This window comes from Bacillus sp. V3B, assembly GCF_024494465.1.
In the GTDB taxonomy this organism is placed as follows: domain Bacteria; phylum Bacillota; class Bacilli; order Bacillales; family Cytobacillaceae; genus Bacillus_BD.
Window position 1 is genome coordinate 1 of record NZ_JAETXM010000021.1, and the last position, 14,487, is coordinate 14,487.

General features: G+C 35.2%; 12 protein-coding genes and 1 pseudogene. 1 reads left to right on the forward strand and 12 read right to left on the reverse strand.

Going from position 1 to position 14,487, the window contains the following annotated elements:
* Nucleotides 1-635: 635 nt before the first annotated feature.
* From JMM81_RS17820 to JMM81_RS17870, 11 genes are all read right to left on the reverse strand, one after another.
* Nucleotides 636-1,442, reverse strand: coding sequence for a TIGR03943 family putative permease subunit (locus JMM81_RS17820; RefSeq protein ID WP_256242914.1), 807 nt, complete (start codon nucleotides 1,440-1,442; stop codon nucleotides 636-638).
* 12 nt (nucleotides 1,443-1,454) lie between these two features.
* Nucleotides 1,455-1,901: a permease gene (locus JMM81_RS17825; protein ID WP_256242915.1), complete on the reverse strand. Its 447-nt coding sequence runs from the start codon at nucleotides 1,899-1,901 to the stop codon at nucleotides 1,455-1,457.
* A gap of 82 nt (nucleotides 1,902-1,983) precedes the next feature.
* Nucleotides 1,984-2,214 (reverse strand): hypothetical protein, encoded by a 231-nt coding sequence (locus tag JMM81_RS17830; protein ID WP_256242916.1) that lies wholly within the window; start codon nucleotides 2,212-2,214, stop codon nucleotides 1,984-1,986.
* Nucleotides 2,215-2,428: 214 nt separating this feature from the next.
* Nucleotides 2,429-3,820, reverse strand: coding sequence for an amidohydrolase family protein (locus tag JMM81_RS17835; protein WP_256242917.1), 1,392 nt, complete (start codon nucleotides 3,818-3,820; stop codon nucleotides 2,429-2,431).
* A 9-nt stretch (nucleotides 3,821-3,829) separates the two neighbouring features.
* Nucleotides 3,830-5,386, reverse strand: coding sequence for a DPP IV N-terminal domain-containing protein (locus JMM81_RS17840; RefSeq protein ID WP_256242918.1), 1,557 nt, complete (start codon nucleotides 5,384-5,386; stop codon nucleotides 3,830-3,832).
* A gap of 488 nt (nucleotides 5,387-5,874) precedes the next feature.
* Nucleotides 5,875-7,779 carry an amidohydrolase gene (locus tag JMM81_RS17845; RefSeq protein WP_256242919.1) on the reverse strand — a complete coding sequence of 635 codons (1,905 nt, stop codon included), beginning with the start codon at nucleotides 7,777-7,779 and terminating at the stop codon, nucleotides 5,875-5,877.
* A gap of 106 nt (nucleotides 7,780-7,885) precedes the next feature.
* Nucleotides 7,886-8,110 (reverse strand): amidohydrolase family protein, encoded by a 225-nt coding sequence (locus tag JMM81_RS17850; RefSeq protein WP_256242920.1) that lies wholly within the window; start codon nucleotides 8,108-8,110, stop codon nucleotides 7,886-7,888.
* Entirely contained in the window at nucleotides 8,097-8,372 is a 276-nt protein-coding gene (locus JMM81_RS17855) for an amidohydrolase family protein (RefSeq protein WP_256242921.1), read from the reverse strand. Before JMM81_RS17855 ends, JMM81_RS17850 begins: the two co-directional genes overlap by 14 nt.
* 42 nt (nucleotides 8,373-8,414) lie before the next feature.
* Nucleotides 8,415-8,606: a hypothetical protein gene (locus JMM81_RS17860; RefSeq protein ID WP_256242922.1), complete on the reverse strand. Its 192-nt coding sequence runs from the start codon at nucleotides 8,604-8,606 to the stop codon at nucleotides 8,415-8,417.
* Complete coding sequence (locus tag JMM81_RS17865; RefSeq protein ID WP_256242923.1) at nucleotides 8,603-8,863, reverse strand: branched-chain amino acid transport system II carrier protein; 261 nt, start codon at nucleotides 8,861-8,863, stop codon at nucleotides 8,603-8,605. Before JMM81_RS17865 ends, JMM81_RS17860 begins: the two co-directional genes overlap by 4 nt.
* 397 nt (nucleotides 8,864-9,260) lie before the next feature.
* Complete coding sequence (locus JMM81_RS17870) at nucleotides 9,261-10,628, reverse strand: sigma-54 interaction domain-containing protein (protein WP_256242924.1); 1,368 nt, start codon at nucleotides 10,626-10,628, stop codon at nucleotides 9,261-9,263.
* 723 nt (nucleotides 10,629-11,351) lie between these two features.
* Between JMM81_RS17870 and JMM81_RS17875 the strand changes: the two genes are divergently transcribed.
* The gene (locus JMM81_RS17875; protein ID WP_256242925.1) at nucleotides 11,352-13,709 is read left to right on the forward strand and encodes an OmpL47-type beta-barrel domain-containing protein; all 2,358 of its coding nucleotides are present in this window, start codon (nucleotides 11,352-11,354) and stop codon (nucleotides 13,707-13,709) included.
* Between the two features lie 186 nt (nucleotides 13,710-13,895).
* Here the strand turns inward: JMM81_RS17875 and JMM81_RS17880 are convergent.
* Nucleotides 13,896-14,243, reverse strand: a pseudogene (locus JMM81_RS17880) (transposase); the annotation flags it as partial.
* Between the last annotated feature and the right edge of the window lie 244 nt (nucleotides 14,244-14,487).

Consider the following 14,487-nt stretch of genomic DNA (forward strand, 5'->3'; position numbering starts at 1 on the left):
TGTATATATCAAAATGTTACTTTGTATTTTATTGACAATTGGTATCTGTCTATGGTTAGAGAAAAGAAACGGAGCCAAAGCATCTGTATAAGGGTGTTCAGGTGAAGAAAATAATTCCTTTTAAAAAGATAAAAAATCATGCCTTTACACAACTACGAGTTAAAACATTAAATAAATTAAAAGAAAAAACAATGGAATCTGTTATGATCATTTTTATTTTCAACCAATAGCTATTACTTTTTTATCTCTATACTTTTGTTTTACTTTGTATAAATTGTAGTTTTTTTATTCTTCTATGAAACCAGCTGACCGAAAAGCATTTTATACAAAATATACAAAGTATATTATAAAAGAAACCGATTATTATATTTATTTAGAACCGAAGTTAAAGAGACTTATGAAATATGGCAATCTTATGAAAAAAGGTTTTTAAGGATTCCTTCATTTGAAAGATGGATTGCATAAAAATGGCGATTCTATATTTAAGTATCCAAAAGTAAAGCAAGAGGCTGCCTAAAGTTTATACTTTATACAGCCTCTTGCTTTACTTTTGAACACATGCTTTTATAATTCCCCTACTTTTCCTTACTCCAAACTCTTATATGTAGTAGGAACTCTAGAGGTATAAACGACATTTATGGATATACATAAGGGTCTGCAGGTTCATCGACTGTTTTCCAGTTGGATACATTAATGATTGGTATATTCATATCATTATATTTTCCTATATCAAGAACCCCACGAATCTCAATCCACGTATCCTGTTCTATTTGATGAGCATCTTCTACAGAAGCCAATAAGTTAATCACACCCGCATCTGCTACACAATGGTTAACAACAAACCTTGAAACAAACAGTTCATTAGAATTCATCACTTCATCCTTATAGACAAATCCAGTTATTTCAATTGGCTTACCTTTTAATTTGTCAGCATGGCCCATAATAATATCTGTGTTGAAAACAAATTTATCGTATGTCATTTGAATAATAGGTTGATCTAATAGGTCGTCTATAAATTCACTATTTGTTTCTTGAGTATTAGATATACCTTTATCTGTTGCCGTAAGCATTAATCCTTTTTTAGAAGCAATTTCTGCGCCTAGTGTATTAACAGGTAAAACCAGCCCCCCTGCCAAAGGAATAACTAAAATGACGTAGGATATTAATGCTTTTATTGACCATTTTGAGGAAAAACCATGGTCATGACCGCAACCGTGTCCATGATCACATTCATCACCCTGATGTGTTTCATTCTTCTTCCAGATATTATCCCATTGGAGAAAGAAAAGTGAAACTAATAATATAGCAGCAATTTTACTGAAAAACACATATTCTGGATTTATATATTTAACAATATCTCCCGTATAGTGGAGCTTAAAAATAAACCCTGCAAACCCTAGTAAGATTAGGGCTCTAAGAAAATGCTGAAAATTGAATTTCATCTTTTTTACCTCCTAAAACCACATATGTGCAGCCATTACACTACCGAATACAACTACCGTTATAAGAAAGATAAGGACAAGGACAAATCGAATTTTAAATACCCCTAACATCATGAATGTATTTTTTAGATCTAGCATTGGACCGTATACTAAAAACGCAAGCAACGATGTTGTAGGGAAAATATTACGAAAAGATGCTGCGATGAAGGCATCAGCTTCTGAACATAGAGATAACAAATAAGCCATAGCCATCATAACAAGAGTGGAAGCTACCACTCCTTCGCCAACCTCTGCAATTGACTTCATAGACACATAAGTCTGTACAAAGGCAGCAAAAATCGAACCAAGAACCAAAAATTTACCCATATCAAAAAACTCATCAATAGAATGTTTTAACATCTGTCGTATCCGCTCCGTGAAGGGGAGTTTTTTAGAAGTAGGTGAAGGAGCCGTAATCACTGCATTCTCTTGCTTTAATTGAGACCCTTTAATGTAATACTGATAACCAAGGCTACGATCACCGCAACCACGAAACCTAATGTCATACGTAGCAATGCGATCTTAGTATCATTTCCAAAAGCCATAATGGAAGGGCCTCAATCAGAATGCTTAAGAAAATGGTATTCATACTTAGAATAGATGGTGAAATCGTCAAGGATGAACCATCCATAACCTTTATAAATTCACTGCCACCGAATACCCATAACATGATCGCTCCTAAGAAAGCAAAACCTGTTATTTCAGTTGCGTTTGAACGAATCCAGCGGTTCATATTCTCCTCCTTAACACGAAATTGTTGGCTTTTATTCGGCCACATAAACAAGTAGAAAGTATCCTGCATACTGCTGTAGATTAATATATAAAGATGGTTATGGTTACTTTAATAAAAAATCTCGTGTAAAGGTATTGGAGTACACTTGAAATCAAGGTGACCAATACTATGATCACCTTGATCAAGACTAACAAGTAAATAACTTTACAAATATCTATTGTTTATTAAATGGTTCGATAATGTCTTCGGCTGAATATACTTTACCGTCTTTCATAACCACCTGGACATTAACAGCATTTTTTATATCTTCTAAAGGATTACCCTCCACGAATACAAGGTCCGCAATTTTTCCTGGCTCAATTGTACCTAAATCATCCTCAACACCCATCTTTTTGGCTGGATAATAAGTAGCTGTACGTAATGCTTCATATGGAGTCATTCCATATTTTGTCATAGCCATCAACTCTGAATGTGTACTAAAGCCCATCGCTACAAGCGGTGAATCCGTACCGTTTATCACCACACCGCCCGCATCAATAATATCCTTTAATATCGCCACATCCTTGGCAACACTCTCTTGATATTCCGTTGAAGCAGCGTCATACTCACTCTTAATCGAATGATATTGCGAAGGTGTATACAATTTTTCAATACGTGGATCTGAAACAATTTCAGGATAGAATCCAAGCATATTAGCAAATAGTGTTGATGTCACGGACATTCCGGATTCCCCAGCAAGTTTCACGACATCTGTATATGCATATCCACTCGGACTCACAGTTCGAGAAAATCCTAGACGCTGTGTAGCTGAAATATGGGATGTTCCATCTTGTCCGAATGCCATTGACGGGAAGAAGTAATGTGAAAATGCAGGTACTCCCATTTCATGAGCAGCGTTAATCACATATTCTTGGTGATCATTTGGAAGTCTTACATAGGTTTTCAAAAGATCTACCTCTAGGGAACTAGCTCTTTCCACTTCTCGTTTAACCGCCTCTAAAGAAGTGGTAGGTCTCATATTGCTATAATAAACGCGTGAACCCTCGATGAGCTCACTCGATGCAAAATAACGTGGAGCTACCCGATTTCCAGATTCAATTGCTTCACGATCCTCAATCGCACCATACGCATAATCTCCCATTGAAACAGTACTTGTGACCCCAAAGGAGAGTAATTGACGTCCTTGTCTAGAACCGTAATGAGACTGAGTCAACTGCTGGTGAATGTGTGTATCCCATAATCCTGGAATAACGGTAAGTTCGCTTGCATCGATCACCTTTCCGTTATTCTCTTTTTTATGCGGCCCAATATCGACAATTCGGTTACCTTGTAACGTAATATCAACATTTTCTTTAAGTTCGGTACTTACTCCATCCCATAAACCCCCAACATGAATCACGGTCTTTCCACTTGGAAGCTGAGGCTGCCATTTCATACTAAATGGTACTGTTTGTGATGGACCTCCATCTATGGAAACGAGTTTCAAATCTCCTTTTGATAGATACATCAATGTGTTTGAATCCCCACTCCAGCTAGGTGAATCGGCAATCTCATCTGAAAGGAGTCGAGGCTCTCCTTTTGGCTGTCCATTTTCATCAACCGCCATCACCCATAGCTAACTTTCAATAATAAAGGCCATCTGTTTTCCATCCGGTGACCATACCGGCCCCGAGTTATTTCGATTACTCAATGATTTAAAAGGAATTGGATCAACGTAATTTTTTGTTCCTGTTTCGGTGTTTACTATATAAATTTGATTTGTTCCTTCACGGAATCTATTTGAGTATGTTTTAATAGCTGCTAGTGCAATTGTTTTACTATCTGGTCCCCACGTAGGAGGTCCTGGAAGGTTTAGTCGTTCTATTACTTGTTTGACACCCCCACTATTAATATCAACAGTATAAGTTATACCATTTTCATCTTGATAAGCGATCTTCTCGCCATCCGGAGACCATACAGCAGCAAATTCAGCGCTGTCGGAGGTTGTTAATCGTTGTTCCTTACCTGACGTCACATGTAAAAGATAGATATCTTCTATCCCTTCTTTATCAGAAGAATAAGCCATCTGCTTTCCATCTGGAGACCATGTTGGATCAAGCTCCATATATGAGTCATCTGTCAATTGACGGAGCTTTCCTTTGTCAATATCTAATAACCATAGATCATTAAGTGCGATAAAAGCTACTTGTTTACCATTAGGAGAAAGTTTAGGTGCAACAATTCCTTTAACTTTCTTAGGTTTCCTAGAATCAAAGTCGTGTTCTTTAGATGTATAATCTTGTAGTTGTAAAGACATCTCTACACTAAATGGAATGGTTTCTGCCTTTTCTTCACCTAGATTTCGCGATTTAATGTGACCATCCGAAGTATAAACGATTTCATCTTCTGATAACCATTCAACCTGAAAAGGGAATACGTCTTCATTGGTAGTGATTTGTTTTCCTGAGATCTTTAAGTTGCTTTGTTGGCCATCTTTCAAAACGTAGGCAATGTTTTCACCTTCTGGTCCCCAGGACGGAGTAGATATCGTCCCTGAAGTTTCTGTTACAACGGTTCGAGTATTTCCAGATACGTCAACTGCTTCAATTTTTCTACCATTTATATATGCAATTTCATTGCCATTCGGTGACCATGTTGGTTGATACCCATTTCCTGCTGTTTGAGTCCAGGGTTTAAGTTCATTTGTCTCTAAGTCTAGTACCCATATATCATAACTTCCTCCTCGATCTGACGAAAATGCAATTTTGGATCCATCAGGAGAGAAAGACGGTTCACGATGATCATAGTTACCAGAAGTAAGTTGACGAATATCAGATCCATCGGGTTTCATGGACCAGATGTGGTAATTTCCTCCTTGGTATGATTGGAATGCAATCCTTTTTCCATCTGGGGACCAATCTGGAAATGAAGGATCAACATAATTGTCAGTAATCCTTTTAGCTTTTCCACCTTTTATTGGAAGTGTCCATAAAACTCCCTGTAAATCCATAACAAGTTGACTATGATCAGGGGAAACAGTTACTGCAATATTAGTTCCCTCTGTTATAGTTACAGTATCTGGATCATTTTTAGCATTTACATTAGATGAAATACTTGTCAATATATCCTGTCCAAGGAACAAAATAAGGATCAACATCAAAATAGTCCATCTGAAAATATTTTTTCGTTTCATAAAGCAACTCCTCATACTTTCATTTAATTATTGTAGTTTTATAGATTGCCTTTTTTAAACTAGTAACTTAAATCCATAATGTTATATTTTAAAGAATGATCACTCCTTACTCTCTTAATCTGGTTGCTTATTTTTCTTTTGCGTAAAAATTCTTATAATAAGAGATCCTTTTCTAATAAAGAAAGTAAAATGTTAATCAGTACTTCATGAAAAACAAGTTAATAGCCAGGAGTTTCCTGACCTCATTTCAACCTCCTTTCTTATGTCTCAGTTCGAGTCAAATACAACATAAAAATATCTATATTTCCATCCCTGTTCTTCAACTAAATTGTCATATCAGATGTAGAAAACCAGCAATGCAAAGTTATGTTTCAACTTTCGCATAGGTTTTCGCTTAGATGTTTCAATTTTTTATTTAGTATCCTTTAGGCTGTGATTTCCTTCAGGAGTAAAGATTTAGTGAACTAGAATAGAAGAATGAGAAAATCTTATCGCTTGCCTTGTTGTACTTTTAGACGATGACGTATCACTAATACTGCTCCTGCCATTAGAATAAGAACAAAACCGGAAATAGCTAGAATCGGGATATTGTTTTCCGTTTTAGGTAACGCTCCACCTTCATTATTGATTGCCGTTTTAGGTAATGCTCCACCTTCATTAAATGAAGGATGACGAAATACTTCCTCCCCTTCAAATATCGTCATTAAGATTGTAGTTTCACTAATTTCTGATTCTGGAATCTCAAAAAGGTTTTTCTCTAAAATAACTAAATCAGCTTTTTTACCTTCTTCAATGGAACCTGCTTCCTCTTCCCTAAAATTCGCGTAAGCCCCATTGATTGTATAACTAGTAATCATTTGATTGAGAGACACTCTCTCTTCAGGCCATAGTACTTTACTTGGATCAGTTTCATCTAGAGCTAACCTTGTCACACCCTTTTGTACTGCCTCAAGTGGCCAAAAGTCATTTACCGGAAAATCACTTGAAGAAGCAACAGGAATGCCGGCATCAAAATAACCTTTCATTCGAAAAACGTGATTCGCTCCCTCCTCTCCAATCGCCTTTACATAGGATTCATTTTTGGTAAACCAGAAAGGCTGCACAACAGGAATGACCCCTAAATCTTTAAAACGTTTCATATCTTCCTCTTGAACAAGGTGCAGGTGAGTAATTTGATGACGGGAATCTCTTTTTCCATTGACCCTTGCTGCCTCTTCAAAACCATCTAGAGATAAAGTAACAGCTGCATCTCCAATAGCATGGATATGAACACGGAATCCTTCCTTATCTAAAGCCGTTACAGCCTCCTTGAATGCGTCTTCCTTCCAAACTGGATGGCCATACTCGCCCGGCATATGAACGTATGGATCTTTAACATAGGCTGTACCTGCTGCAAAGACCCCATCCATAAAGATTTTAACGGAATTAATCTGGAACAAACCGCCTTTATGTTCCTCGCGTTTCTCGATAAAAGACGGGATTTGCTCTGCCCATTTATAAGGGTCAACGTATAAGGCTATTTCGTATCTTAATGTTAATTGGTCATTCTTCTCTAGTTCTCCCAATGCGTCAATGAGACTGTCTGTTGGATAGTGAACCGGTACGAATACAGAGGTCACGCCTCTTTCAGCAGCCGTTTCCTGAAAGGCAAGAATAGCTTCTTTGTACTCTTCTACTGTAAAGTCCGGAATAGGAAGAGCATTAATGACTAGTTCTTGAGCAGAAAACTCGTGTACGATCCCTGTGGGCTCATTTGTTTCTGAATCGCGCTCAAAAACACCGCCCTTTGGATCAGATGTATTGGCATCTATTTTAGCATTCTCAAGAGCTTTTGAATTTACCCATAAAGAGTGATGGGCATTCGTGATAAAAACAGCCGGTATATCAGATACTACTTCATCAAGCCATTCTCTAGGCTGAGGATCTCCGGAATTACTAGTGACAAGACGCTCGTTCCAGCCAATACCACGTAATTGCTTTAGGTCAGGGTGTTCTTTCAAATAATCTTGAATCGCCTTTTTGTACTCCTCTAACGTAGAGTAAGAGGATAAGTCCAGCCAAAATAGACTTTCTGACATAAGATAGGCATGATTGTGACTATCGGTAAATCCTGGTAATACCATTTTCCCTTCTAAATCAATGACTTTTGTGTTAGGTCCTTTTAATGAACTAACACTATTATTATTCCCAACATAGACAATTTCTCCATCTCGAACACCAATCGTTTTCGCTGTACTGCTATTTTCATCAGATGTATAAACGTATCCATTTTTTAAAATCAAATCTAAAGGCTCATTGTTCTTGGGTGTCGCAACGTTCTTTGCAGATGTGATACCAGTTAAAGTTGAACCTAAAAGGATAAATACTAATAAAAAAACTAAGAACTTTTTCAAAATAAATCAAGACCTCCTGCCATTTTTGTAGATTACCTTTGTAAAACTATTAACTTACATCATCAAGTTTTATGTTGATTGAATTACCTTTCTTCGATGTAAAAATCTATTGCTTATTAAATGGAGCGATAATGTCTTCGACTGAATATACTTTACCGTCTTTTATAACCAGCTGGACATTGACAGTATTTTTTATATCTTCTAAAGGATTTCCCTCCACGAATACAAGATCTGCAATCTTTCCTGGCTCAATGGTACCTAAATCATTCTCAACACCCATCTTTTTCGCTGGGTAATACGTGGCAGTGCGTAATGCTTCATATGGGGTCATTCCATTTGCTATAGTACACGCGTGAACCCTCGATGAGCTCACTCGATGCAAAATAACGTGGAGCTACCCGATTTCCAGATTCAATTGCTTCACGATCCTCAATCGCACCATACGCATAATCTCCCATTGAAACAGTACTTGTGACCCCAAAGGAGAGTAATTGACGTCCTTGTCTAGAACCGTAATGAGACTGAGTCAACTGCTGATGAATGTGTGTATCCCAAAATCCTGGAATAACGGTAAGTTCGCTCGCATCGATCACTTTTCCGTTATGCTCTTTTTTATGTGGTTGGATATCGACAATTCAGTTACCTTGTAACGTAACATCAACATTTTCTTTAAGTTCGGTACTTACTCCATCCCATAATCCCCCAACATGAATCACGGTCTTTCCACTTGGAAGCTGTGGCTGCCATTTCAGCGTAAAAGGGACTGTTTGTGATGGACCTCCATCTATGGAAACGAGTTTCAAATCTCCTTTTAATAGGTACATCAATATGTTTGAATCCCCACTCCAGCTAGGCGAGCCGGTAATCTCATCTGAAAGGAGTCAAGACTCTCCTTTTGGCTGTCCATTTTCATCAACCGCATCGCTGCTAAGTTAAACGCAATATGAAACCATGAACTAACTGGCTTCGTTAATTCTTCAAATTTCCCTTTTGCATTTAATACGGCAATGAGGCCTAATAAAGGACGAACAATACCTGTTAAAACAAATCCACATATTAAACTATCCTTCATGACCTTATTCATAAATACATCTTCTTTCAAAATTCATAGATACACCTTCTTTCAAAATTTAAATAAAGTAAAACTTATTTTTACAATTCACTAAATATTTAATGGATTAAGAACTGTAAAAATTGTCTTATTATATAATTGTATTTGCATTTTTCGTGCCAGTTTTACAAAAAATTAACTAGTTTTTTAAAAGATTTATATCAAAAACATTTATTTTTAAAAAACATGTCATTTATAGAGGATTTAGGTATTATTAAGCAAAAAAATATTATTTTAATAAATTGTAATATTTAAATAATTGAGCTTAAATTCCAATAAAATTAAGTAAAAAAAATAGAGAGTAAAAATACTTTTACCGAATTTAGTAAAAATATTTTTACTCTCTATAGAAATAGGAATGGAAACAAATCTATTTTCTTAATTTATATTTGTCCATTTTATATTTTAAAAGCTGTTTCGAAATACCTAATCGTTTAGAAGCTTCCGTCATTTTCCCATACATGTTGTCTAGTTCCTTTATGATTAATTCTTTTTCAAAGGACTCTACTAATTCTTTTAATGATTGTGTTGACTCTTCAAACGGTTCAATTGCAGGCGAAACATTAAAATCTTTCATTCGTTTCGGAATATCATTTAGAGTTATCACATTGGTAGAAACATTATTATAGATTGTTTCAATTGCGTTTTTTAATTCACGTATATTACCAGGCCAATTATATCTTTTAAAACACTCCATAACTTGGTCTTCTACTTCATCTACAAATATATTCATATTATTATTATAAAACTCAATATAATATTGAGTGAGTAATTCAATGTCTTCTATTCTTTCCTTCAGTGTTGGTAAATCGATTTGGACAACGGCTAAACGGTAATATAAATCCTGGCGTAGCCTTTTCTCAGCTAACAAAATTTCTGGGTTTTCATTTGTAGCGGTTATGACTCTTATATTTAAATAAATATTCCGGTCCCCGCCAATTCTTCTTATCATTTTTTCTTCAATCGCTTTTAACATTTTCACTTGCAGATAATAATCTAACGAATTAATTTCATCTAAAAACAGAGTTCCACCTTCAGCTTGTTCAAACAAACCAAGATTATCACTTGCCCCCGTAAAACTTCCTTTCACTGTACCGAATAAAGTACTTTCCATTAGATTCGGAGGAATGGCTCCACAGTTTAGTGAGATAAATGGTCCTCGATAAGATTCACTCAAGTTGTGTATTGATTGTGCTACAAGTTCTTTTCCTGTACCCGTTTTACCATGTATCAAAACCGTAGAGTTTGTTCTGGCAACGTTTTTGATTTGTTGTTTGACTTCTTTCATTTTTGGACTTTTCGTTATTAGATTATCAATTGTATAGATGGTATTATTCTTTCGATATAGTTTATGATGGGCTATTTTACCTAAAGATTTGATATTCTCTTTTTTATATAAATGTTTCGAAAATTCAACAGTGCCAATCACTTGATTGTTTTCTAAAATAGGATACGTAGAACTAATAGATACAAAGGAATTACCTTTTTTTGTAATTAGTTCTTGTCTTTTATCACACGCAGGAGTACCGCTTTTTAAAACAGCCATAATGGTACTATTTTCATTGGATAGATTTTGATAAAATTTTGTAAAATGTTTTCTTATTAGTTCTTCGGGTCTAAGTCCGATTTCCCTTAAAACGTTTAAATCAGCCAAATCATAAAAAATAATCATTCCATTCTTATCTGTCACTAACACATTGTCATACTCGGATAGATGTTGATAGTTTTCAATATTCAAGTTGATTCATCCCCCATCCAACTTCAAACTAATATAAATCCACTTTAGCCTTTTTAACATTGACTTTATCTTCAATAAAATCATTTAAATCCTGATTAGTAAATAACATAAAGTCTCCCTTCCCTACTTTAGTTCTGATACCAAACATTCGTTTCTATCATACGATTTTAGTCAAATAAGGTCAATTTCATTTTGAAATATTCAACATTTTACCTTTAATCCACTCTATTCTAAATCGAATCAAGCAAAATTTAAATATTAAAATCCAACTGATAACTTTTTCCTTTTTTTGAAAAACATCTACTCAAAAAAGATTTTTTTCGTGTTTCTACTATTAAAGAGCTAGATTGTTAAGTAACGCTTCGTAAGCGTAAACGGATATTTATGTTAAAACACAGAGGAGATTGTGAAGAAATATACTTAAACTAAAGTAAACAGTTTACTTCAATTTCTCAAAGCATATTTCAAATTCTTTCCCCCTCTTTGCGAATTTGGGAGGAGAAGAATTTCTAAAAAGTGTAGTGCTGGAAAAGAAATAACAAAGCGTTTGTTTTATTAGAGCTAATATCCTCTTTTGAGGAGATTAATGGAAAACTAATAAATTCCCACAAAAATAAGTTCTTTTGTAATAAAATATAAGAGAAAAAGGTGTGTAGGTGTAATTTAATAGGAAGTAATTCCTAAATTAACCAAATAATAAAACAGAGGAGAGATGGTTTGGTAATGATAGTTTGGAAGAAAAGTTTTCTTGCACAAATAACGGTTTTATTGATGATTTTATCATTAGTATCTCCAGCAACAAAAAGCTTTGCACAAGGGGATATTACACCACCGACATTAAATAGTTTTACAGTTTCGGCTAAAGAGGCTTCGGTTGGAGATCAAGTCAAGATATCAGCAGATGTAACAGATGATTTAACAGGGGTTCAATCTGTATATGTTTATTATAGAAATCCAAACGACACTGGTAGTAAATACGTTCCCATTTCCTATAACTCTACAACTGGAAAATATGAGGGTACCTTCGACGTTGACCAGTATGATGCTGAAGGTGAATGGACAATAAGTTCCATTTCTGTATATGATAAACAAGATAATTATTATCGTTATTATAATGGAACATCCACCTATAAAACATCTACTTCCGAATACCGAGATTTAAGCAACTATGATATCAATGTATATGGAACTAGTTCAGACGTTACACCGCCAACATTAAATAGTTTTACAGTTTCGGCTACAGAGGCTTCGGTTGGAGATCAAGTCAAGATATCAGCAGATGTAACAGATGATTTAACAGGGGTTCAATCTGTATATGTTTATTATAGAAATCCAAACGACACTGGCAGTAAATACGTTCCCATTTCCTATAACTCTACAACTGGAAAATATGAGGTTACCTTCAACGTTGGCCAGTATGATGCTGAAGGTGAATGGACAATAAGTTCCATTTCTGTATATGATAAACAAGATAATTATTATCGTTATTATAATGGAACATCCACCTATAAAACATCTACTTCCGAATACCGAGATTTAAGCGACTATGATATCAATGTATACGGAACCAGTTCAGACGTTACACCGCCAACATTAAATAGTTTTACAGTTTCGGCTACAGAGGCTTCGGTTGGTGAGAAAGTTAAGATATCGGCAGATGTGACAGACGATTTAACAGGGGTTCAATCCGTATATGTTTATTATAGAAATCCAAACGACACTGGTAGTAAATACGTTCCCATTTCCTATAACTCTACAACTGGAAAATATGAGGGTATCTTCAACGTTGGCCAGTATGACGCTGAAGGTGAATGGACAATAAGTTCCATTTCTGTATATGATAAACAAGATAATTATTATCGTTATTATAATGGAACATCCACCTATAAAACAAATACTTCCGAATACCGAGATTTAAGCAATTACAATATTACTATTGGCCCATCCGATCAAACTAGTCCTGTAACAAAAATAGAATTACAATCTGCTTCACCAAAAGTGAATGAATGGTACTCTAGTAATGTCAATGTTTCATTAAATGCTACTGATGATCAATCAGGAGTTGCTAAAACATTCTATAAAATAAATAATGGTGATTGGAATGAGTATACCAATGCTTTTGAATTACAAAACGAAGGCGTAAACACGGTTGAGTATAAAAGTATTGATAACGCAGGAAATGAAGAAGAAATCAAAACTGAAGTAGTTAAAATAGATAAGACGACGCCAGTTACAGCCGCAAGCAACGTTCCAACAAATTGGACAAATAAAGATGATTCAATAACACTATCAGCTACTGATGAAATTTCTGGTGTAGCAAAAACAGAATACAGAATTAATAACGGCGAATGGACAGAGTATACTGAACCTATTAAATCCTTTACTGAAGGTAAGAACATTGTTGATTACAGAAGTATTGATAACGCAGGTAATGTAGAGTCATATAAAAGTTTTGAAGTTGACCTGGACAAAACAGCTCCTGTAACAACTACTAACCTAGTAAAAGATGGATGGTATAACACAGATGTAGACCTAACACTTGAGTCATCAGACAATCTATCTGGTGTTGCTACAACACAGTATAAAGTGAACAACGGTGATTGGTTAACATACAATAACAGTATTACTATCAGTAATGAAGGCATCAATAAAGTTCAATACAGAAGTATCGATAATGCAGGTAATGTTGAAGAAACTAAATCAATGGAGGTAAAAATCGATAAAACAGCACCAACTTTAAATGTTTCTTTTGATCAATCCGTTATCACAGATAGAAACCACAAGTTAGTTCCGATAAATGCTTCCGTTGAAGCAGCCGACAGTTTATCTGGGGTTGATTCATATGAATTGGTATCGATTATAAGCAATCAACAGGATAACGGAAAAGGTGATGGAAACACGACTCAAGATATACAAGGTGCCGAATTCAGTATACCCGATACAAACTTCTTAGTACGTGCTGAAAGAAGTGGCAGTGGAGACCGTGTTTATACCGTTACCTATAAAGCAACCGATACTGCTGGAAACACAGTTAATATCTCTCAAGATATTTTAGTGAAACACGATAATTCCAAAAAGTAAAAATAAAAAAGGGCAGTTATACCTGAATGGTATTGCTGCTTTTTTAATTTTTGATAAAACCTTATTAAGCTATCCTGAAAATAATAAACGGCAATAGCACATTTTTTCGCAATACTAAATACACCCAGTAAAATCCATTTTTTTTAAAAGGATCTGGGCTTTAACTGTATATATTTTTGCACATAATTACGTTATAGCTTCAACCGTTACTTTACAACCGAGAGTCTCTAATCGTTTAATAGATTGCTTGATCACGATTTCTTTCGCCGCTCAAAGTAATCCGCACCCAACTCAATATATGGTTGTCTTCTGTTTAACAGGTGATAAACAATCGTTAAAATGGTATGTCCAACTGCTACTGCTGTACGTTTCTTTCCAATTCTCGCCGCCAACCGTTGGTATTGGGAAGAAAGATAGGTGTTTTTTGTTTTTGCTGCTGAATGTGCTGTTTCAACAAGCACTGCTCTTAATTTCTTATTACCTTTTCTCGTTTTTCCGGACTTTTTTTCTAGCACTTTCGTTATTACCAGGGACGGTTCTGGTGCAAAAACAGATTAGTTTATAAGAACGGAAAATAAAAAAGTATTGGCTCCACCTTCGCCAAATACTATGACAGCCACTCACGCTATCCCCACTAAATATATATTCACGATGTAATTTTAATAAAATAGGCATTAGATGTTTTATTCTTGTAAATTTCCACTAAATAAACCTTTATGAAAATTTACATTCGTTAACAATATCTCCAACCCCTAAAAATCATTAAAAACTTATTATG

Coding starts and splice junctions, on each gene's coding strand:
- JMM81_RS17820 (WP_256242914.1), bottom strand. CDS start 1,442: ATGAAATTCAATTTTCAGCATTTTCTTAGAGCCCTAATCTTACTAGGG.
- JMM81_RS17830 (WP_256242916.1), bottom strand. CDS start 2,214: ATGAACCGCTGGATTCGTTCAAACGCAACTGAAATAACAGGTTTTGCT.
- JMM81_RS17835 (WP_256242917.1), bottom strand. CDS start 3,820: ATGGCGGTTGATGAAAATGGACAGCCAAAAGGAGAGCCTCGACTCCTT.
- JMM81_RS17840 (WP_256242918.1), bottom strand. CDS start 5,386: ATGAAACGAAAAAATATTTTCAGATGGACTATTTTGATGTTGATCCTT.
- JMM81_RS17850 (WP_256242920.1), bottom strand. CDS start 8,110: ATGACCCCATATGAAGCATTACGCACTGCCACGTATTACCCAGCGAAA.
- JMM81_RS17865 (WP_256242923.1), bottom strand. CDS start 8,863: ATGAATAAGGTCATGAAGGATAGTTTAATATGTGGATTTGTTTTAACA.
- JMM81_RS17875 (WP_256242925.1), top strand. CDS start 11,352: ATGATAGTTTGGAAGAAAAGTTTTCTTGCACAAATAACGGTTTTATTG.